Origin of the sequence: Pedobacter psychrotolerans (genome assembly GCF_004340665.1) — a bacterium.
GTDB classification, from domain to species: domain Bacteria; phylum Bacteroidota; class Bacteroidia; order Sphingobacteriales; family Sphingobacteriaceae; genus Pedobacter; species Pedobacter psychrotolerans.
In genome coordinates this window covers 348,535-363,310 of record NZ_SLWO01000003.1, presented here as the reverse complement: position 1 = coordinate 363,310, position 14,776 = coordinate 348,535, and the positions used below count along the sequence as shown (strand labels likewise).

The following is a 14,776-nucleotide window of genomic DNA, read 5'->3' as shown; positions in this document are numbered from 1 at the left end:
ATTTTTTATCCCAAATGAAAGATAATACAACAGCGAAAGAGCAAATCTTAAAAAAGATAAGAAAAGCGCTCTTAGAGAAGCGTGAAAATCCTTATCCAAACCTGGAAGAAAGCCCGTTGTATAAAAAGAATACAGATGAGCTCGAAATTCTATTTGCGGAACAGTTAACTGCTATATCGGGTAACTTTATATTTTGTGAAGATGGGATCGATTTCTTTGAAAATATGCTCCAGCTTGCAGACAAGTTCAGGTGGCGCAAAATATATTGCTGGGAACCGGAACTTCAGGCCTTTTTAACAAAATATGAATTTCCCTTTTACCAAACCGATAAAGATTTTGAGCAGGCTGAAGTTGGAATTACACTTTGCGAAGCGCTAATTGCCCGGAACGGAAGTGTTATGGTAAGTAATCAGGGAGCTGCCGGCAGAAGGCTGAGTATTTTTCCGCATCACCATATTGTTATTGCCAAAACCAGTCAGCTGGTATTAGACCTTAAAGATGGCTTTCAATTGTTGAAGAACAAATATGGTAATCAAATCCCTTCTATGATCAGTAACATTACGGGACCAAGTAGAACCGCAGACATTGAAAAAACATTGGTTTTAGGTGCCCACGGTCCGAAAGAGCTTTTTGTATTCATGATTGATGATTTGAGTTAATTACCATTCGTAATAGAGCTGAAAACTTGTCCACGAATGCCAGCGTTCAAATTCTATTTGGGTATTTAATTCTGGCGAGCGCCCCACAACTATTACAGATGCCTTAAGTGCACGCGTCTTGCATAACGGAATTTTTGTTCCAATACCTAAATTCCAATCAAGTGTCCCTTTTTTTATTTGATTTAAGCTCAATTGATAAGGTCCATCCATAAATTGCCCCATTAGTAGCGCATTGTAAAGCCAGCCGTTGCCCTTAATTCCGCCTAAAAGAAATAGTTCAAAACGATTATTTTTTGTTTCAATCAAATTTGTTGCATTAGCTATTGGAAGACTGTTTACACTCCAATTTTTGCCATCAAGCAAGCCTAGCCTGGTATTAATGCCTAAACCAGTACTTACATAATAGCCTAACCAAAATTCTGCATTAGCACTAAGCTGAAAGTGCTGCTGATTATTGGGTGAGTCATCCACTTTACCAATAAGTAACCAGTCTTTCTTTCCTGAAACCAGTAAAGTAGGTTCTCCGCCTTCTGAAATCTGGTCCTCCCATCCATATGGAATGGGAGATGTATTACCAAACCAATGATCACGATGGATCGTGGTTTGAACAGCTTTTGATACATTCAATCCTATTGCGCCAATATTAATGCCCACGGTTATTAATTCATTCCCAGAGTTGCTAAGTGCGCTTAAACTTGTTCCGATAAAATTCAAACTAGCAAATGGTCTGTCATTATTCCGTTTATATTCACTTTCTGGATCATGTGAATTTCCCAGATATCTTGGTGTAAAAGTAGTATTTGCCAGCATTACTGTAGCGTCAGATATCCCCTCAACATTTGATTTTCCTAAGATGGAATTGGCCAGAAATCTGTGTGGAGCATAGACCCATCCTTTTTCTCCCATTTTGGCATACTGAAAAATTAAAGCAGCACCCATCGTATAATTTCGATCTTGATTGAGATCAGGATGAATAAACTTTAAAAAGTAGTCTTGATCAAGAAGTAAACCTGCTCGATGAATCTGTGTTCCAGATTCCTGAGCACTTATGCGAAGTATTGGCATAATTACCAAAAGGAAAATAAATAAAGTATTTTTCACTAGAGAGGTTATTAATTTCAATATGTAATAAATATAGCTTACTTCTGAGTTTGCTCACCCGCCACGGTTGTTTTACCTTCACCAAACAAACTAAAACCAATTGCAAAACCTACCCAAGGTTTGCCTTGGTAACCCCAGCTAACTCCAGCAGATTTATCAATAAAGTCAACCCCTGTAAATATGCCAATCTGGAATTTATCATATTGATACATATAGCCGCCAGATAAAGAAATGGCGGAAGCAGAGTTATCTTTATCAATCTTAACACCACCAACTGATACCCCTCCTAGTAAATTGCTAGCAGAATATACCGTATTTACATGTTGCCACTTTACACCAGCAGATATACCGAAGTTTATCTTTTCTTCGAAAGTAAATGGAGCCTTTGAATTGCCAAACCTTGCTTTGATGGGCAACGTCAAAAAACCCCAGGTAAACCCTCTTTTATGCGGATAAATAGATTCGCACTTATCATTAAAATCTTTAAGAGAAATAAAAAAATGTGAGTTATTTGCCCATGAATCAATATAAGCTAGGTCTTTGTATTTATATTTGCTAGCGTTCAGACTATCTTTAGTAATCTCTTTCGATTTAATCCCAACATCAGGTTTTAGTATTTTATAATAATTGGGTTTCTCCTTATTAAATGGTTCATAAATTTTATTTTCATTACTATTCGGTAAATTTTTATAGAAATATTCTTTTTCCAAATTGGTGCTATAATTCCAAACAGAAAGAACATAACCTTTCTCAACAACATCGTAGATATAAAATTTAATTCCATCGTTGAGCAAGAAAGAGAGATCAATTACTTCTTTTATCGTAGGATCATAAGCTTTTACTGAAATGCTGGTTTTGGTTACAAAGGATTGTCCAATAATATCATTGCTTTTTCCGTTTGATTGACCGAAAGACTGGCCAATAAATAAGCAATAAACTAATAAAATTAAGAGCTTTTTCATAATTGCGTTTTTAGATTGTTTGAGATTCAGTAAAATTAAGATCAACCCATCCCTCCCTCATATACCCGTTACCCGGTATATTTAACCTGAGCTAAACACCTTATTTTTATGGCATTAACGCCACTATATATTGGATAATAATAAATGAAGAGAAATAGAAAATTGGCAAAAACATTTTAAATTCTATATTTTTACTAGCAAACGCTCCACCGATGAATAAAATATTATTCAGCCCTATTCTACTCTTATTCCTTTTTGTCAGCCTTTGTTCTGCCCAAACCGGAAATCCTATTTTAATTGATACTGCCAAAAAATTCAGCATCAGTAAACATGGATATTTCTATGAAGACAAGCATTTAAACCTGACGATTGATTCTATTGTCAGTTATAAAGCAGCCAATAAATTGCTCCCGTTAACCCCAGGAAAAGTCTTTAGCAAAGGCTATACGCAATCTTATTACTGGATTGCTTTCGATGTGGAGAACACGTTGAATCAATCGGTTCATCTGATGTTTAAAGAGCACAGCTCCAGTATTAACCAGCTTCAATTATATAAACTGGATGATCTTGGAAAAATTCATCCATTGGGCTTAACCGGCGACCATTTTCCTTTTAAACAACGTCCTTATCGCAACCGCAGCTTTATCTACCCGATGGTACTTGCCGCCCATGAAAAAGCAACCTTTTTTTTATGGGCTGATAAACGCGGCCAAAATTTATATATGCCCATGTCAATCGGCCGCGATGTAGACATTATTCAGGCAGAAATTCCGCAACATACCCTATTTGGATTCTATACGGGTGTATTCGTATTTGCCATGATCTTCAATTTGCTGCTGTTTGCATCCGTTAGGGATAATATTCACCTCTATTATGCCATATACATTTTTTGTATGCTCATCTTTATCCTCGAGGAAGAGGGATTGGCATTCCAGTGGATTTATCCTAATTTGCCAGGACTTCAGGATTATATGCGGCTGATTATGGCCTCACTGAGCTGTGGTTTGTTGATTCAGGTAATGCAGCTTTTTGTAAATCAGAATGAATCAAACAGTCGCATGTTCCGTTTTACAAACTACTATAAACGCTTTTGTTGGGTCATGGCAATCATTCCCATATTAATGCTTTTCAAATCGTTTATCATACTCGAAAAAATTGTTTTTTACATCAATAACTTCCTGGCGCTGCTTACGGTAATTGTTATCATTATTTGTGTGGTGGAAAGAATTAAAGCGGGATACAAGTTAGGCTGGTATTATTTTATAGCAACGGTAATGCTCTTGCTTGGTGTATTCAACTATATTTTTAACACGCTGGGAATCACAAATTTCAATCTATTAAAGCCAAATGGCTTGGTGGTGGGTTTAACTGCTGAAATTATATTTCTATCGTTCGCCCTTACACAACGCTACAATTTTCTTAAAAAAGAGAAAGAAATTCTGCTCGAAGAAAAAAGTAAGCATCAGGTAGACTTAGCCGATGGCATTTTTAATGCACAGGAAGATGAACGAACACGTTTGGCCCGCGATCTTCATGATGATCTGGGGGGAACACTTTCTATTATTAAACTAAACATTACAGCCTTTCAACACAAGGTTTTACAACTCACAGATGATGAGCGTGTTTTTTATGATAAGACAATCAGTATGATTGAAAAAGCCTGTTTAGACTTGAGGGAGATTTCACATAATCTCATGCCTAAAAACTTTGAGCAATCTGGCTTAATTGAAATATTAAAGGAAAATTTCAGAACACTAAATGAATCCGGCAAAATTAAATTTGATTTCGTTTTTCAATTAGGACACCCTATCGAAAGCACAATGGAAGTTACCATTTACCGCATGGTGAACGAATTGATTAATAATATCATCAGGCATTCTTATGCCTCAAAAGCTACCATACAAATTTTATCATTTGATGAACATATCAGTATTATGGCAGAAGATAACGGCATTGGTTATAATCCGGATACAGATAAAAAGGGAATAGGCATTCAGAATATCCTTTCCCGGGTAAAATACTTAAACGGAAAAATCCTGGTAGACAGTAATCAAAATGGCACCACAACTACAATAGATATCCCTCTTAAATAATGGAGTGTATAGAACAAAAACCCATAACATTAATGATCGCAGATGATCATAAACTCTTTGCCGAGGGATTATCGGCCATTTTATCTAAGCAGCCTCATTTTAAAATCATCGGAATGGCAGCAAATGGAAAGGAAATTTTGCATCTGCTTAATCATCATTTACCTGATATTTTGATCATCGATTTAAATATGCCAGTACTGGATGGGGAAACGGCTTGTGAGAAAATCAGACAATTGTTTCCTAATGTTAAGATCATGGTATTATCAATGTATCATACCACGAAACTGACTGTTAAGCTGGAAGAAATAGGGGTAAAGGCATTTATTCAGAAAGATACTGACGCAGAGAACCTGTTTAAAATCATCGAAGGTATTCAGTGTGGAGAAAAATATTTTACCCCGGTTAGAACGGTTCCTCAATCATCTGCAAATTATAATATTGAAGATCATTTTCAAAAAAGCCATAATCTAACTTCAAGGGAAATGGAAATACTAACCCTAATAGGTGATGATTACACTTCACAGCAAATTGCCGAAAAATTATTTATCAGCTTAAATACGGTTGATACCCATCGTAAAAACATGGCTCAGAAGTTAAATGTAACAGGTAAAAGCGGATTATTAAAGTTTGCAATTGAATATAAACATCTCTAAAAATTTATTTATTTTCGTTATTCGAATATAATTGATATTTTTATACTACATACCGTTTTAGTATGCGGTATTATAATTTATGAGCAAAGCAATAAATACGGTAATAACCGGTACAGGAAGTTACATTCCTGAAAATATAATTTCTGGTAATGAATTTCTGAATTCGACTTTTTTTGAAAACGGAAACCGCATCGAAAAAGATCCTGCTGAGATTATTCACAAATTCTCTGAGATCACTGAAATCGTAGAACGAAGATACGTTGGCGAGCAGCAATTAAGCAATCATATTGGTGCTAAAGCAGCAGAAAAAGCTATTGAAAACGCAGGGATTGACAAAGAAACATTAGACTATATCATCTTTTGTCATAATTTTGGAGACATTCCTTTAGGTAGTAACCGGACGGATATTCTTCCTTCACTAGCCGCAAAGGTAAAGCAACAATTGGGTATTTTAAATCCAGACTGTGTGGCTTATGACATTATATTTGGCTGCCCGGGTTGGGTTCAGGGTTCTATACAGGCTGATTATTTTATTAAAAGTGGTGATGCCAAAAGGGTTATGGTGATTGGTGCAGAAACTTTAAGTAGAATTATTGATGCACATGATCGTGACAGCATGATTTTTTCAGATGGTGCTGGTGCAGTAATCTTTGAAGGCCAAGAAGAAGAGGAACAAAAGAAAGGAATCATCGCACATAAAACAGAAACCCACGCTGTTAACTATGGTAACTTACTTACGATGGGCAAAGGTGCTCACCCAGAAGAAACAAATGGTAATCTCTATTTGAAAATGAACGGGCGAAAGTTATATGAATTTGCCGTGGTTCAGGTTCCTCAAGTTATAAAAAAGGCTATTGATAAAGCCGGATTAAGTGTAGAAGATGTAAATATTGTTTTTGTGCACCAGGCCAATGGCAAGATGGACACGGCAATAATGAAACGTTTATTTAAGCTTTATGGCAAAGATACGGTTCCGGAGAATCTGGTTCCAATGACCATTTCCTGGTTGGGCAACAGTTCTGTTGCTACAGTACCTACACTGTTAGATTTAGTTTTAAGAGGAGAAGTTAAAGATTATAAGGTTAAAGCAGGAGATGTTGCTGTTTTTGCATCAGTAGGCGCGGGGATGCATATCAATGCCTTTGTGTATAGGTTTTAATTACCCAACCTTTTTAGTCCTGCTTTAGCCTGGCTTTCAATGCTGCTTTCATATTCATGGTTTTTCATGGAAATGGCTGTATTGAAAGCCTCTCTTGCTTTTGCAACATTCTTTTTTCCTTCATATACTTTACCCATTTGCATCGCAGCATTTGCTGCAAAGTAGTACTTTAAGCCTTTACCTTGATTAATCGTTTCCTGATAGGCGGCTAAAGCCTGATCATCTTTATTCAAACCATCATAAATTCTACCCAGGCGATAATTAAATTCGGCTCTATCTTTATCACTTGAATAATCTGCTGTTTTTTTATCCGCTAAAATCTGTAATGCTTTTATTAAATAGCCACCATCAAATAACAATCTTGTTTTTAACAAATCTACTGGAGGAGCAGGAGCAGAAGCTTCATTCTTAGCTTGTTTATCCTTATCGTTGTAGAGGTAGCCATTGTTTATGGCTTTATTTACATAGCCATTATATGCAGATTTATCGCCCTTTAAAAGTGCTATCCAAGCCAGATGAAGATTGGCGTCCTTAATCCAGTTAACGCCTTTGTTCGCCTGTAAAAAGCGGTTAAAATAAACACCAGCATTAAGATCCAGTTTATTTAAATGAGCAATGCCTTCTAAGTAATCGAGATAAGGAAAGGGTTGATAAATTCCCCCTTCTGGCTTCTTGGCTAGAATCTGTATCGCTTCATCATTATGTGCATTTTTTAAGCAAACATAACTTTGTAAGTAGCTTTTTAAAAGACTGGTATCAGCTATGTTTTTTGTGTATTTCATCGTTTTGGCATATGCTAATGGGCTGTGGGCTACATCTGTTAATACATAGGCATAATAAAAAACTACCTCATCATAAAAAGCATCATAAGATGATTTTGGCAAATAATCCGCCAATTTTTCAAACATATCAAGACCATTCTGAAGATTCCCTTTGATACCAAAAGTGGAGAGTGTTGTTTTTAATGCCCCATCAGGAAGATTGCCCAGAACAGCATTAATCAGGCCTAATCCTTTAAAATTAAGTTGAAAATCTGGAAATTTTTTCCTGTTCTCCTGTAATAAACTATTCGCTTTTTTAATCTCCATTGCCGCATTAAAATACTCACCAAAACGGCCACGAATTAAAGCCCACTGTAAATTGATTTCGGCTTGTGCATACAGATAGTAAGGTGAATTCTTATCGTCATCACTGATCTGATCTAAACGTGCAGACTTATTGCCTTTCAAGCGATCAAAATCTGACTTACTCTCTGAGGTTAATAAAGTAAAATAGTCCACATAATTTTCCAGCAATGGGATAATAGCGTTATTTGGATGTTGTTTCTTTTCCGTTGAGATGTAAGCTCTGGCATTACCAAGCTTTAACTCAAAGATACTTTTATACGCCTTCAGGCAATTGCTATTAAAATCAAAGTTGGCAAAGAGGGAAGTTGTATGAAATATGAATAGCGCAGAAAGAACAGTGAAACGCTGTGTTTTTGTCATTTGTGGTAATATACTTTTGGTTTAATTGATGGCCTGAGCAATAAACTGAATAAGACTTTAACGTCAGAATGTTTTTCTTGTTTCATCCATAAATAAAAAACGCCCCGATTTTGTCGGGACGTTTTTAAAAATTTCTATGAGTTCTGATTAACCTTCTGCAACTTCATGAGTTAAAGCCTCATCAACCAAAATACGACCGCAATGCTCGCAAACAATAATTTTTTTACGCTGACGAATATCTAACTGACGTTGAGGTGGAATCTGGTTAAAGCATCCTGAACATGAATCACGATCAATAGTTACTACTGCTAAACCATTCACTGCATTTTTGCGCAGACGTTTATAAGCAACTAATAAACGCTCCTCAATTTGAGGTTCTGCTTTATCTGCTTTCTTTTGTAAATCCTGCTCTTCCTTTTCAGTTTCAGCAGTGATTACATCAAGCTCACCTTTTTTAATTTCTAAATCTTTTTTTCTTCCTTCTAATTCCGCTTTTGCAGCTTCATAGATTTCAGTTTTTGAGGTAATTTCAAAGCCATGCTCTTTAATTTTTTTCTCAGAAACCTGGATATCCAAACCTTGAATCTCAATCTCCTTGGTTAAAGCATCGTATTCACGATTATTTTTAACTTCTTTTAATTGAGTATCATATTTTTTTATGGAAGACTGCGCATCTTTTATGGTGTTTTTACGCGTTACGATTGAATCTTCCAGATCATCAAGTTCGGCCTTAATTTTTGAAATTCTGGTTTCTAATCCTAAAACATCATCTTCTAAGTCGGCAACTTCCATTGGTAATTCGCCACGTACCTGACGGATTTTATCAATTTTGGTGTGGATATTCTGTAATTCGTATAAAGCTTTTAGCTTTTGTTCTACGGTTTGTTCCATTAAAACAAGTAATTTATGGGGTTTGTATTTTGCTCCGTTAAACGGATTGCAAAGTTAGTAAATTTTTTCTGAATAATTTCAACCAATAAATTTGAGGTAAATTGTTCAGTTTCAAAGTGTCCGATGTCGGCAATGATGATTTTTTCCTCCGCATCAAAAAACTCATGGTATTTAAAATCAGCGGTAATAAAAGCATCTGCGCCCGCTGCAATCGCTTCCTTTAATAGAAAACTTCCTGAACCTCCACATATGGCTACTTTTTTAATTCTTTTTCCAGTTAAAGCAGTATGCCTCACCACCTTTGCATGCATCCTATCCTTAACCAGGTGTAAAAAGTCATAAGCATCCATGTCATATTCCAACCAGCCCAACATACCAGAACCAACCTGTTGATGTTTATTCTCCAATTTATAGATATCGTAAGCGACTTCTTCATAAGGATGGTTTTCAAACAGCGCAACCAGAATTTTTCTTTCGGCCTGGGCAGGATAAACCATTTCAATTCTGGTTTCTGCTTCGTGGTGACGAACGCCTTTTTCACCAACGTAAGGATCAGAATCTTCATTGCCTTTAAATGTTCCAAAACCATCTGCATTGAAGCTGCATTCACTGTAGTTTCCAATACTTCCACCACCAGCATAAAATAAAGCTGAACGCAATTGTTCTGCCTGCGCATTTGGACAATAAGTAACCAGCTTTTTTAATAATCCTGCCTTAGGCGAAAGTACCTTTGTACCACTTAGGCCGAGGCGTTCGCAAATGCGGGCATTTACACCAGTATGTACACTATCCAGATTGGTATGAATGGCATATAAAGCGATATTATTTTTAATGGCTTTTAATACCACACGTTCTATGTAATTTTTTCCATTTAGCTTTTTTAATCCCTTAAAAATAATCGGATGATGGGTAATGATCAGATTACAACCTGTAGAAATGGCTTCATCAACAATGGCTTCAATGCAATCTAAAGCAACCAGGGCTGCTCGAACATCCATATTTGGATCGCCCACAATTAAACCTGAATTATCATAGTCTTCCTGATAATTCAATGGCGCAATGCTTTCTAAGTAATTGGTAATTTCGGCTAATTTCATGGTATAAATATAGAAATTTAGGGGTTTGTTTAAAAGGAATGTTGTCTAAACTGTTATCAGAGAGTCGTGAAGAAATCATTATTGAAAGCCATTATAGCATAATTCAAAGATTTCTCTGTTCCGCTGTGCTTCAATCAAAATAACTACACATCGCCAGCAGTCCAATTGAAAAGATGGCTGATTTAGAACCTTACATCTAAAAACAGTATGAACGCCGCATTCTCAACCTGACAGCAACAAAAAGCCCGCTCCAAATTTTAATTTAGAACAGGCTTGTAACGTATGTTGAATCTAATCTAAAATAGGTTTCTGTCTCTACTTTAAAATTTTGAGCCATGTATTGGCGAAAATTCTGCTAAGCTGTTTCTTTTGAAAGGATAAGCTAAATAGATTACTGAAATCCACCACCCATTCTTACCATTTGCAAACTTTCGAAAACTGCTTTTTGATTGTATTCAAAAGCCAGGCTTTTATGGTTAATTACATCCACAATGGTTCCAATCATACATAAACCACCAGTAAAAAAGTATAAAATACCCATTCCTATTTGTCCGATGACAAATCTGTGTATCCCGGCGAAGCCTACAAAACCAATTAAGGCCAGTAATAAAATTTCAGATGGCTGCTTTCTTCTGCTGCCGTAAATCATTAAAAAGTTACGCAGTTGTTGCTCGTTTAATCCTGTTGTTGCTTGTTGTAGGTAGGCATATTCTTCTGGCGTTATACCTGGTAACGACATTAGAGGCGATTGAAATATATCCATGGTTTCTATGTATTTAAGGTTAGTATTTTAAATTTTTTCTTATTTCTGATCAATGTATAAATTCTATAAACTATAATTAAAAGTGCCGGAAACCCAAACCAATGTTCGGAAAAGCTTTCGGTAAACTCACCATGAAAAATATGGCTAATTGACCTGCCTAATCCACATCCCGGACACCAGCCCTCGTAGCCTAAATTGGCTAGCGGACAAAGTGTAAAATGATGCTCATGACCATTTGCTGTTGCCAGTAACACTAAAGCCATCACCCAGAACGTGAGTTCTAACGGGAAGTTTTTAATGTATTTCATGCTTTCAATTTATATATTTTAGAGGATTTGAGACTTGCTTTGTTACACGGATGGACGCTTATTCGACAAACAGCAAATATAATCCGACGAATCAGTACCTGCACCGAACAAACTTAGCACAAACTTAAAAAACCTTTAACAAAATTGTGGGTTAATGTTAAAGATAAGCTTATTTTTGTGCCTTGAACATTCGTGATTTAATAAACAGATACAAAACCGACGATCGGGTAACCGAGTTTACCAAAGCGTTAAACAGCACTAAAAGCCCGAAGATACAATTAAAGGGATTGGTGGGTTCTGCCGATGCCATTGTGGCGCTTTCTTCCTATTTCTTACTTCATAAACCGATGCTTTTCATTCTTCCAGATAGGGAAGAGGCAGCTTATTTTCAATCTGACCTGGAGAGCGTTTTGGATAAACAGGTTTTACTATTTCCTTCCTCATACCGTAAATCTTTTGATTTTACCCAGGTAGATACAGCTAATGTATTGGCTCGTGCAGAAGTACTTAATGAGCTTAACCACGATTCGGAGTATGGAAAAATTGTGGTTTCGTATCCTGAAGCCATCGCTGAAAAGGTGATTGATCGCTCTGCGTTAGAGAAAAACACATTGGAGATTAGCCTTGGTGCTAAGCTGGGAATCGATTTTATTAATGAATTTTTAATTGATTATGATTTCGATCGAAGGGACTTTGTCTATGAACCTGGTCAGTTTTCCATCCGTGGTGGTATTGTAGATATCTTTTCTTTCTCTTCGGATTTACCTTTCCGGATTGAGTTTTTTGGCGATGAGGTAGAAAGTATCCGCAGCTTTGAAATTGAAAGCCAGCTTTCGGTAAATAGTGTTAAATCGCTTACCATTGTTCCAAATGTACAGGCCAAATTCTTAACGGAAAGCAACATCAGTATTCTCGATTATATTGATCAGGATACGCAACTTTGGTTAAAGGATGTTGAATTTACCTTGGATATCGTTAAAGCAGGTTATAAAAAGGCTGTGGAATTATGGAAAGCCCTTTCACTAGCAGATAAGGCGCAAAATCCGGAATGGATTGATCCAAAGTTTGCTTTTAGCGACGAGAAATTACTCGGTGACCATTTACACGATTTTCCATTGATAGAGTTTGGAAAGCAATTTTTCTATAAAACAGATGATCGGTTTGAGTTTGAAACCAAACCACAGCCATCTTTTAATAAAGATTTTAATCTGCTGATTCATAATTTAAAGGAAAATGAGAAAGCCGGAATTGTAAATTTCATCTTTACCGATTCTCCAAAACAAATTGAGCGTTTATATGCCATTTTAGATGACATAGATAAATCGGCCAAATTTACCCCAATTAACAGTATGCTACGTGAGGGTTTTGTTGATCCTCAAATTCAAACAGCTTTTTATACGGATCACCAGATTTTTGATCGTTACTATAAATACAAGCTTAAAAAGGGCTATCAGAAAAGTCAGGCGATTACACTTAAAGATCTTCGGGAATTAAAATCCGGTGATTACGTTACGCACATTGATCATGGTATTGGAAAATATGCTGGATTGGAAAAAGTAGAGGTGAATGGCAAAACACAGGAAATGATTCGCTTAATTTATGCGGATAACGATTTGCTTTATGTAAACATTAACTCACTTAACCGCATTGCGAAGTATAGCGGAAAAGAAAGTGGTGTTCCGAAAATGAATAAACTCGGTACTGACGCATGGGATAAGCTCAAAAAAACTACAAAAAAAAAAGTTAAAGACATTGCCCGTGACTTGATTAAGCTTTATGCGCTGCGAAAAACACAGGCCGGTACTGCTTTCTCTCCTGATGGTTATTTACAAACCGAATTAGAGGCTTCATTTATCTATGAAGATACACCTGATCAGCTCAAAGCTACCCAGGATGTGAAAAAAGATATGGAAGCTCCACATCCAATGGATCGGTTAGTTTGTGGTGATGTAGGTTTTGGAAAAACAGAAATAGCTGTTCGTGCAGCCTTTAAAGCTGTTGCAGAAGGTAAGCAAGCTGCTATTTTAGTACCAACAACCATTTTAGCCTTACAGCATTTTAAAACTTTTTCTTCACGGTTGAAAGATTTTCCGGTTACGGTAGATTACATTAATCGTTTCAAAACCAATAAGCAGATTAAAGATACATTGGCAGAAGCCGCAGCCGGAAAGGTTGATATTTTAATTGGTACCCATCGTTTGCTCAGTAAGGATGTGAAGTTCAAAGATTTGGGCATCATGATTATTGATGAGGAACAAAAATTTGGCGTAACAGCAAAAGAACGGTTAAAAGCTGTTCGTGTAAATGTTGATACGCTCACCTTAACGGCCACACCAATTCCAAGAACCTTACACTTTTCATTAATGGGTGCCCGGGATTTATCTATCATCAGCACACCACCTCCAAACCGTCAACCGGTAAGTACCGAGTTGCATGTATTTAATGATAAACTGATTCAGGAAGCTATCCAGTTTGAATTAGACCGTGGCGGACAGGTTTTCTTCATTCACAACCGTGTAAATGATTTAATGCAATTAGGCGGAATGATTCAAAAGCTCGTTCCAAAAGCCAGAATTGGAATTGCCCACGGAAAATTAGACGGCGATGCATTGGAAGATGTAATGCTCGATTTTATCAACGGTGAAAAAGATGTTTTAGTTGCCACAACGATTATTGAGGCTGGTCTGGACATTCCGAATGCCAACACCATCATCATCAATCATGCGCACATGTTTGGGCTAAGTGATTTGCACCAGATGCGCGGACGTGTGGGTAGAAGCAATAAAAAAGCTTTCTGCTATTTGTTATCACCGCCACTTTCTACCTTAACCTCTGAAGCACGAAAACGCTTAAGCGCAATTGAAGAATTTTCTGATTTGGGCAGTGGCTTTAACGTAGCCATGCGAGATTTGGATATACGCGGTAGCGGAAATTTATTAGGTGCCGAACAAAGTGGCTTTATTGCTGAAATAGGTTTTGAAATGTACCATAAAATTTTAGATGAGGCCATTCAGGAACTGAAAGAAGCCGAGTTTAAAGGTTTATTTGAGAATGAGCCAGAACGGCCGTTTGTGGGCTTTACGCAGGTAGATACCGACCTGGAGCTGTATATTCCTGATGCCTATATTACCAATATTACCGAACGTTACAATTTGTATACAGAGCTTTCTAAATTAAGCAATGAAACTGAATTGGCCATTTTTGAAAAACATTTAGCCGATCGTTTTGGTCCGGTTCCGCCACAGGTAAAAACCATGTTAAGTGTGGTTCGTTTGCAATGGTTCGGGAAAAAACTTGGGTTTGAGAAGATCAGTTTTAAGAAAAATAGCCTTCGAGGATATTTTTTAAGTGATAAACAATCGAAGTATTTTGACTCTAATACTTTTACCAGAATTTTAACTTTTGCTCAGAATCATCCAAGAATGTGCAACTTAAAAGAAGTTAAAAATACTTTGCGCATTGCTTTTGATAATGTAAGTACGGTTGAAGAAGCCATTCAAACTTTGGAGTTAATTGATTAAAAACGTTAATTCAGTCAGCCGACTGACTGAATTAACGTTAATTCAGTCAGCCGACTGACTGAATTAACTAAATTTGCCTATC

Annotated in this window: 12 protein-coding genes; 5 read left to right on the top strand and 7 right to left on the bottom strand. The window is 36.7% G+C overall.

Going from position 1 to position 14,776, the window contains the following annotated elements; translation table 11 throughout:
* The first annotated feature begins 14 nt into the window (after positions 1–14).
* Complete coding sequence (locus EV200_RS08970) at positions 15–659, top strand: LutC/YkgG family protein (RefSeq protein WP_132531304.1); 645 nt, start codon at positions 15–17, stop codon at positions 657–659.
* Here EV200_RS08970 and EV200_RS08965 read toward each other — a convergent pair whose 3' ends face one another.
* Positions 660–1,760: a lipid A-modifier LpxR family protein gene (locus tag EV200_RS08965; protein ID WP_132531301.1), complete on the bottom strand. Its 1,101-nt coding sequence runs from the start codon at positions 1,758–1,760 to the stop codon at positions 660–662. It lies immediately after the preceding gene.
* 38 nt (positions 1,761–1,798) lie between these two features.
* On the bottom strand, positions 1,799–2,767 hold the full coding sequence (locus EV200_RS08960; protein ID WP_132531298.1) for a hypothetical protein: 969 nt from the start codon (positions 2,765–2,767) through the stop codon (positions 1,799–1,801).
* A 167-nt stretch (positions 2,768–2,934) separates the two neighbouring features.
* Here EV200_RS08960 and EV200_RS08955 point away from each other — a divergent pair, with 167 nt between their 5' ends.
* The 3 genes from EV200_RS08955 to EV200_RS08945 all read left to right on the top strand — a co-directional run bounded on the left by EV200_RS08955 (position 2,935) and on the right by EV200_RS08945 (position 6,627).
* Entirely contained in the window at positions 2,935–4,815 is a 1,881-nt protein-coding gene (locus tag EV200_RS08955; RefSeq protein WP_132531295.1) for a sensor histidine kinase, read from the top strand.
* A complete protein-coding gene (locus EV200_RS08950) occupies positions 4,815–5,468 on the top strand; it encodes a response regulator (RefSeq protein WP_132531292.1) in 654 nt (217 codons plus the stop codon). Before EV200_RS08955 ends, EV200_RS08950 begins: the two co-directional genes overlap by 1 nt.
* 79 nt (positions 5,469–5,547) lie before the next feature.
* Entirely contained in the window at positions 5,548–6,627 is a 1,080-nt protein-coding gene (locus EV200_RS08945; protein WP_132531289.1) for a 3-oxoacyl-ACP synthase III family protein, read from the top strand.
* Here the strand turns inward: EV200_RS08945 and EV200_RS08940 are convergent.
* From EV200_RS08940 to EV200_RS08920, 5 genes are all read right to left on the bottom strand, one after another.
* Positions 6,624–8,114, bottom strand: a complete 1,491-nt coding sequence (locus tag EV200_RS08940) for a tetratricopeptide repeat protein (protein WP_132531286.1) — start codon at positions 8,112–8,114, stop codon at positions 6,624–6,626. The two genes, EV200_RS08945 and EV200_RS08940, sit on opposite strands and share 4 nt — an antisense overlap.
* A gap of 147 nt (positions 8,115–8,261) precedes the next feature.
* Complete coding sequence (locus EV200_RS08935) at positions 8,262–9,005, bottom strand: zinc ribbon domain-containing protein (protein WP_132531283.1); 744 nt, start codon at positions 9,003–9,005, stop codon at positions 8,262–8,264.
* Positions 9,005–10,102, bottom strand: coding sequence for a Nif3-like dinuclear metal center hexameric protein (locus tag EV200_RS08930; protein WP_132531280.1), 1,098 nt, complete (start codon positions 10,100–10,102; stop codon positions 9,005–9,007). The genes EV200_RS08935 and EV200_RS08930 overlap by 1 nt, the downstream gene beginning before the upstream one ends.
* A gap of 391 nt (positions 10,103–10,493) precedes the next feature.
* Positions 10,494–10,865: a TM2 domain-containing protein gene (locus EV200_RS08925; RefSeq protein ID WP_029281553.1), complete on the bottom strand. Its 372-nt coding sequence runs from the start codon at positions 10,863–10,865 to the stop codon at positions 10,494–10,496.
* Positions 10,866–10,870: 5 nt separating this feature from the next.
* Positions 10,871–11,173, bottom strand: coding sequence for a DUF2752 domain-containing protein (locus EV200_RS08920; protein WP_132531277.1), 303 nt, complete (start codon positions 11,171–11,173; stop codon positions 10,871–10,873).
* A gap of 182 nt (positions 11,174–11,355) precedes the next feature.
* Here EV200_RS08920 and mfd point away from each other — a divergent pair, with 182 nt between their 5' ends.
* On the top strand, positions 11,356–14,694 hold the full coding sequence (gene mfd, locus EV200_RS08915; RefSeq protein WP_132531274.1) for a transcription-repair coupling factor: 3,339 nt from the start codon (positions 11,356–11,358) through the stop codon (positions 14,692–14,694).
* Positions 14,695–14,776: the final 82 nt, after the last annotated feature.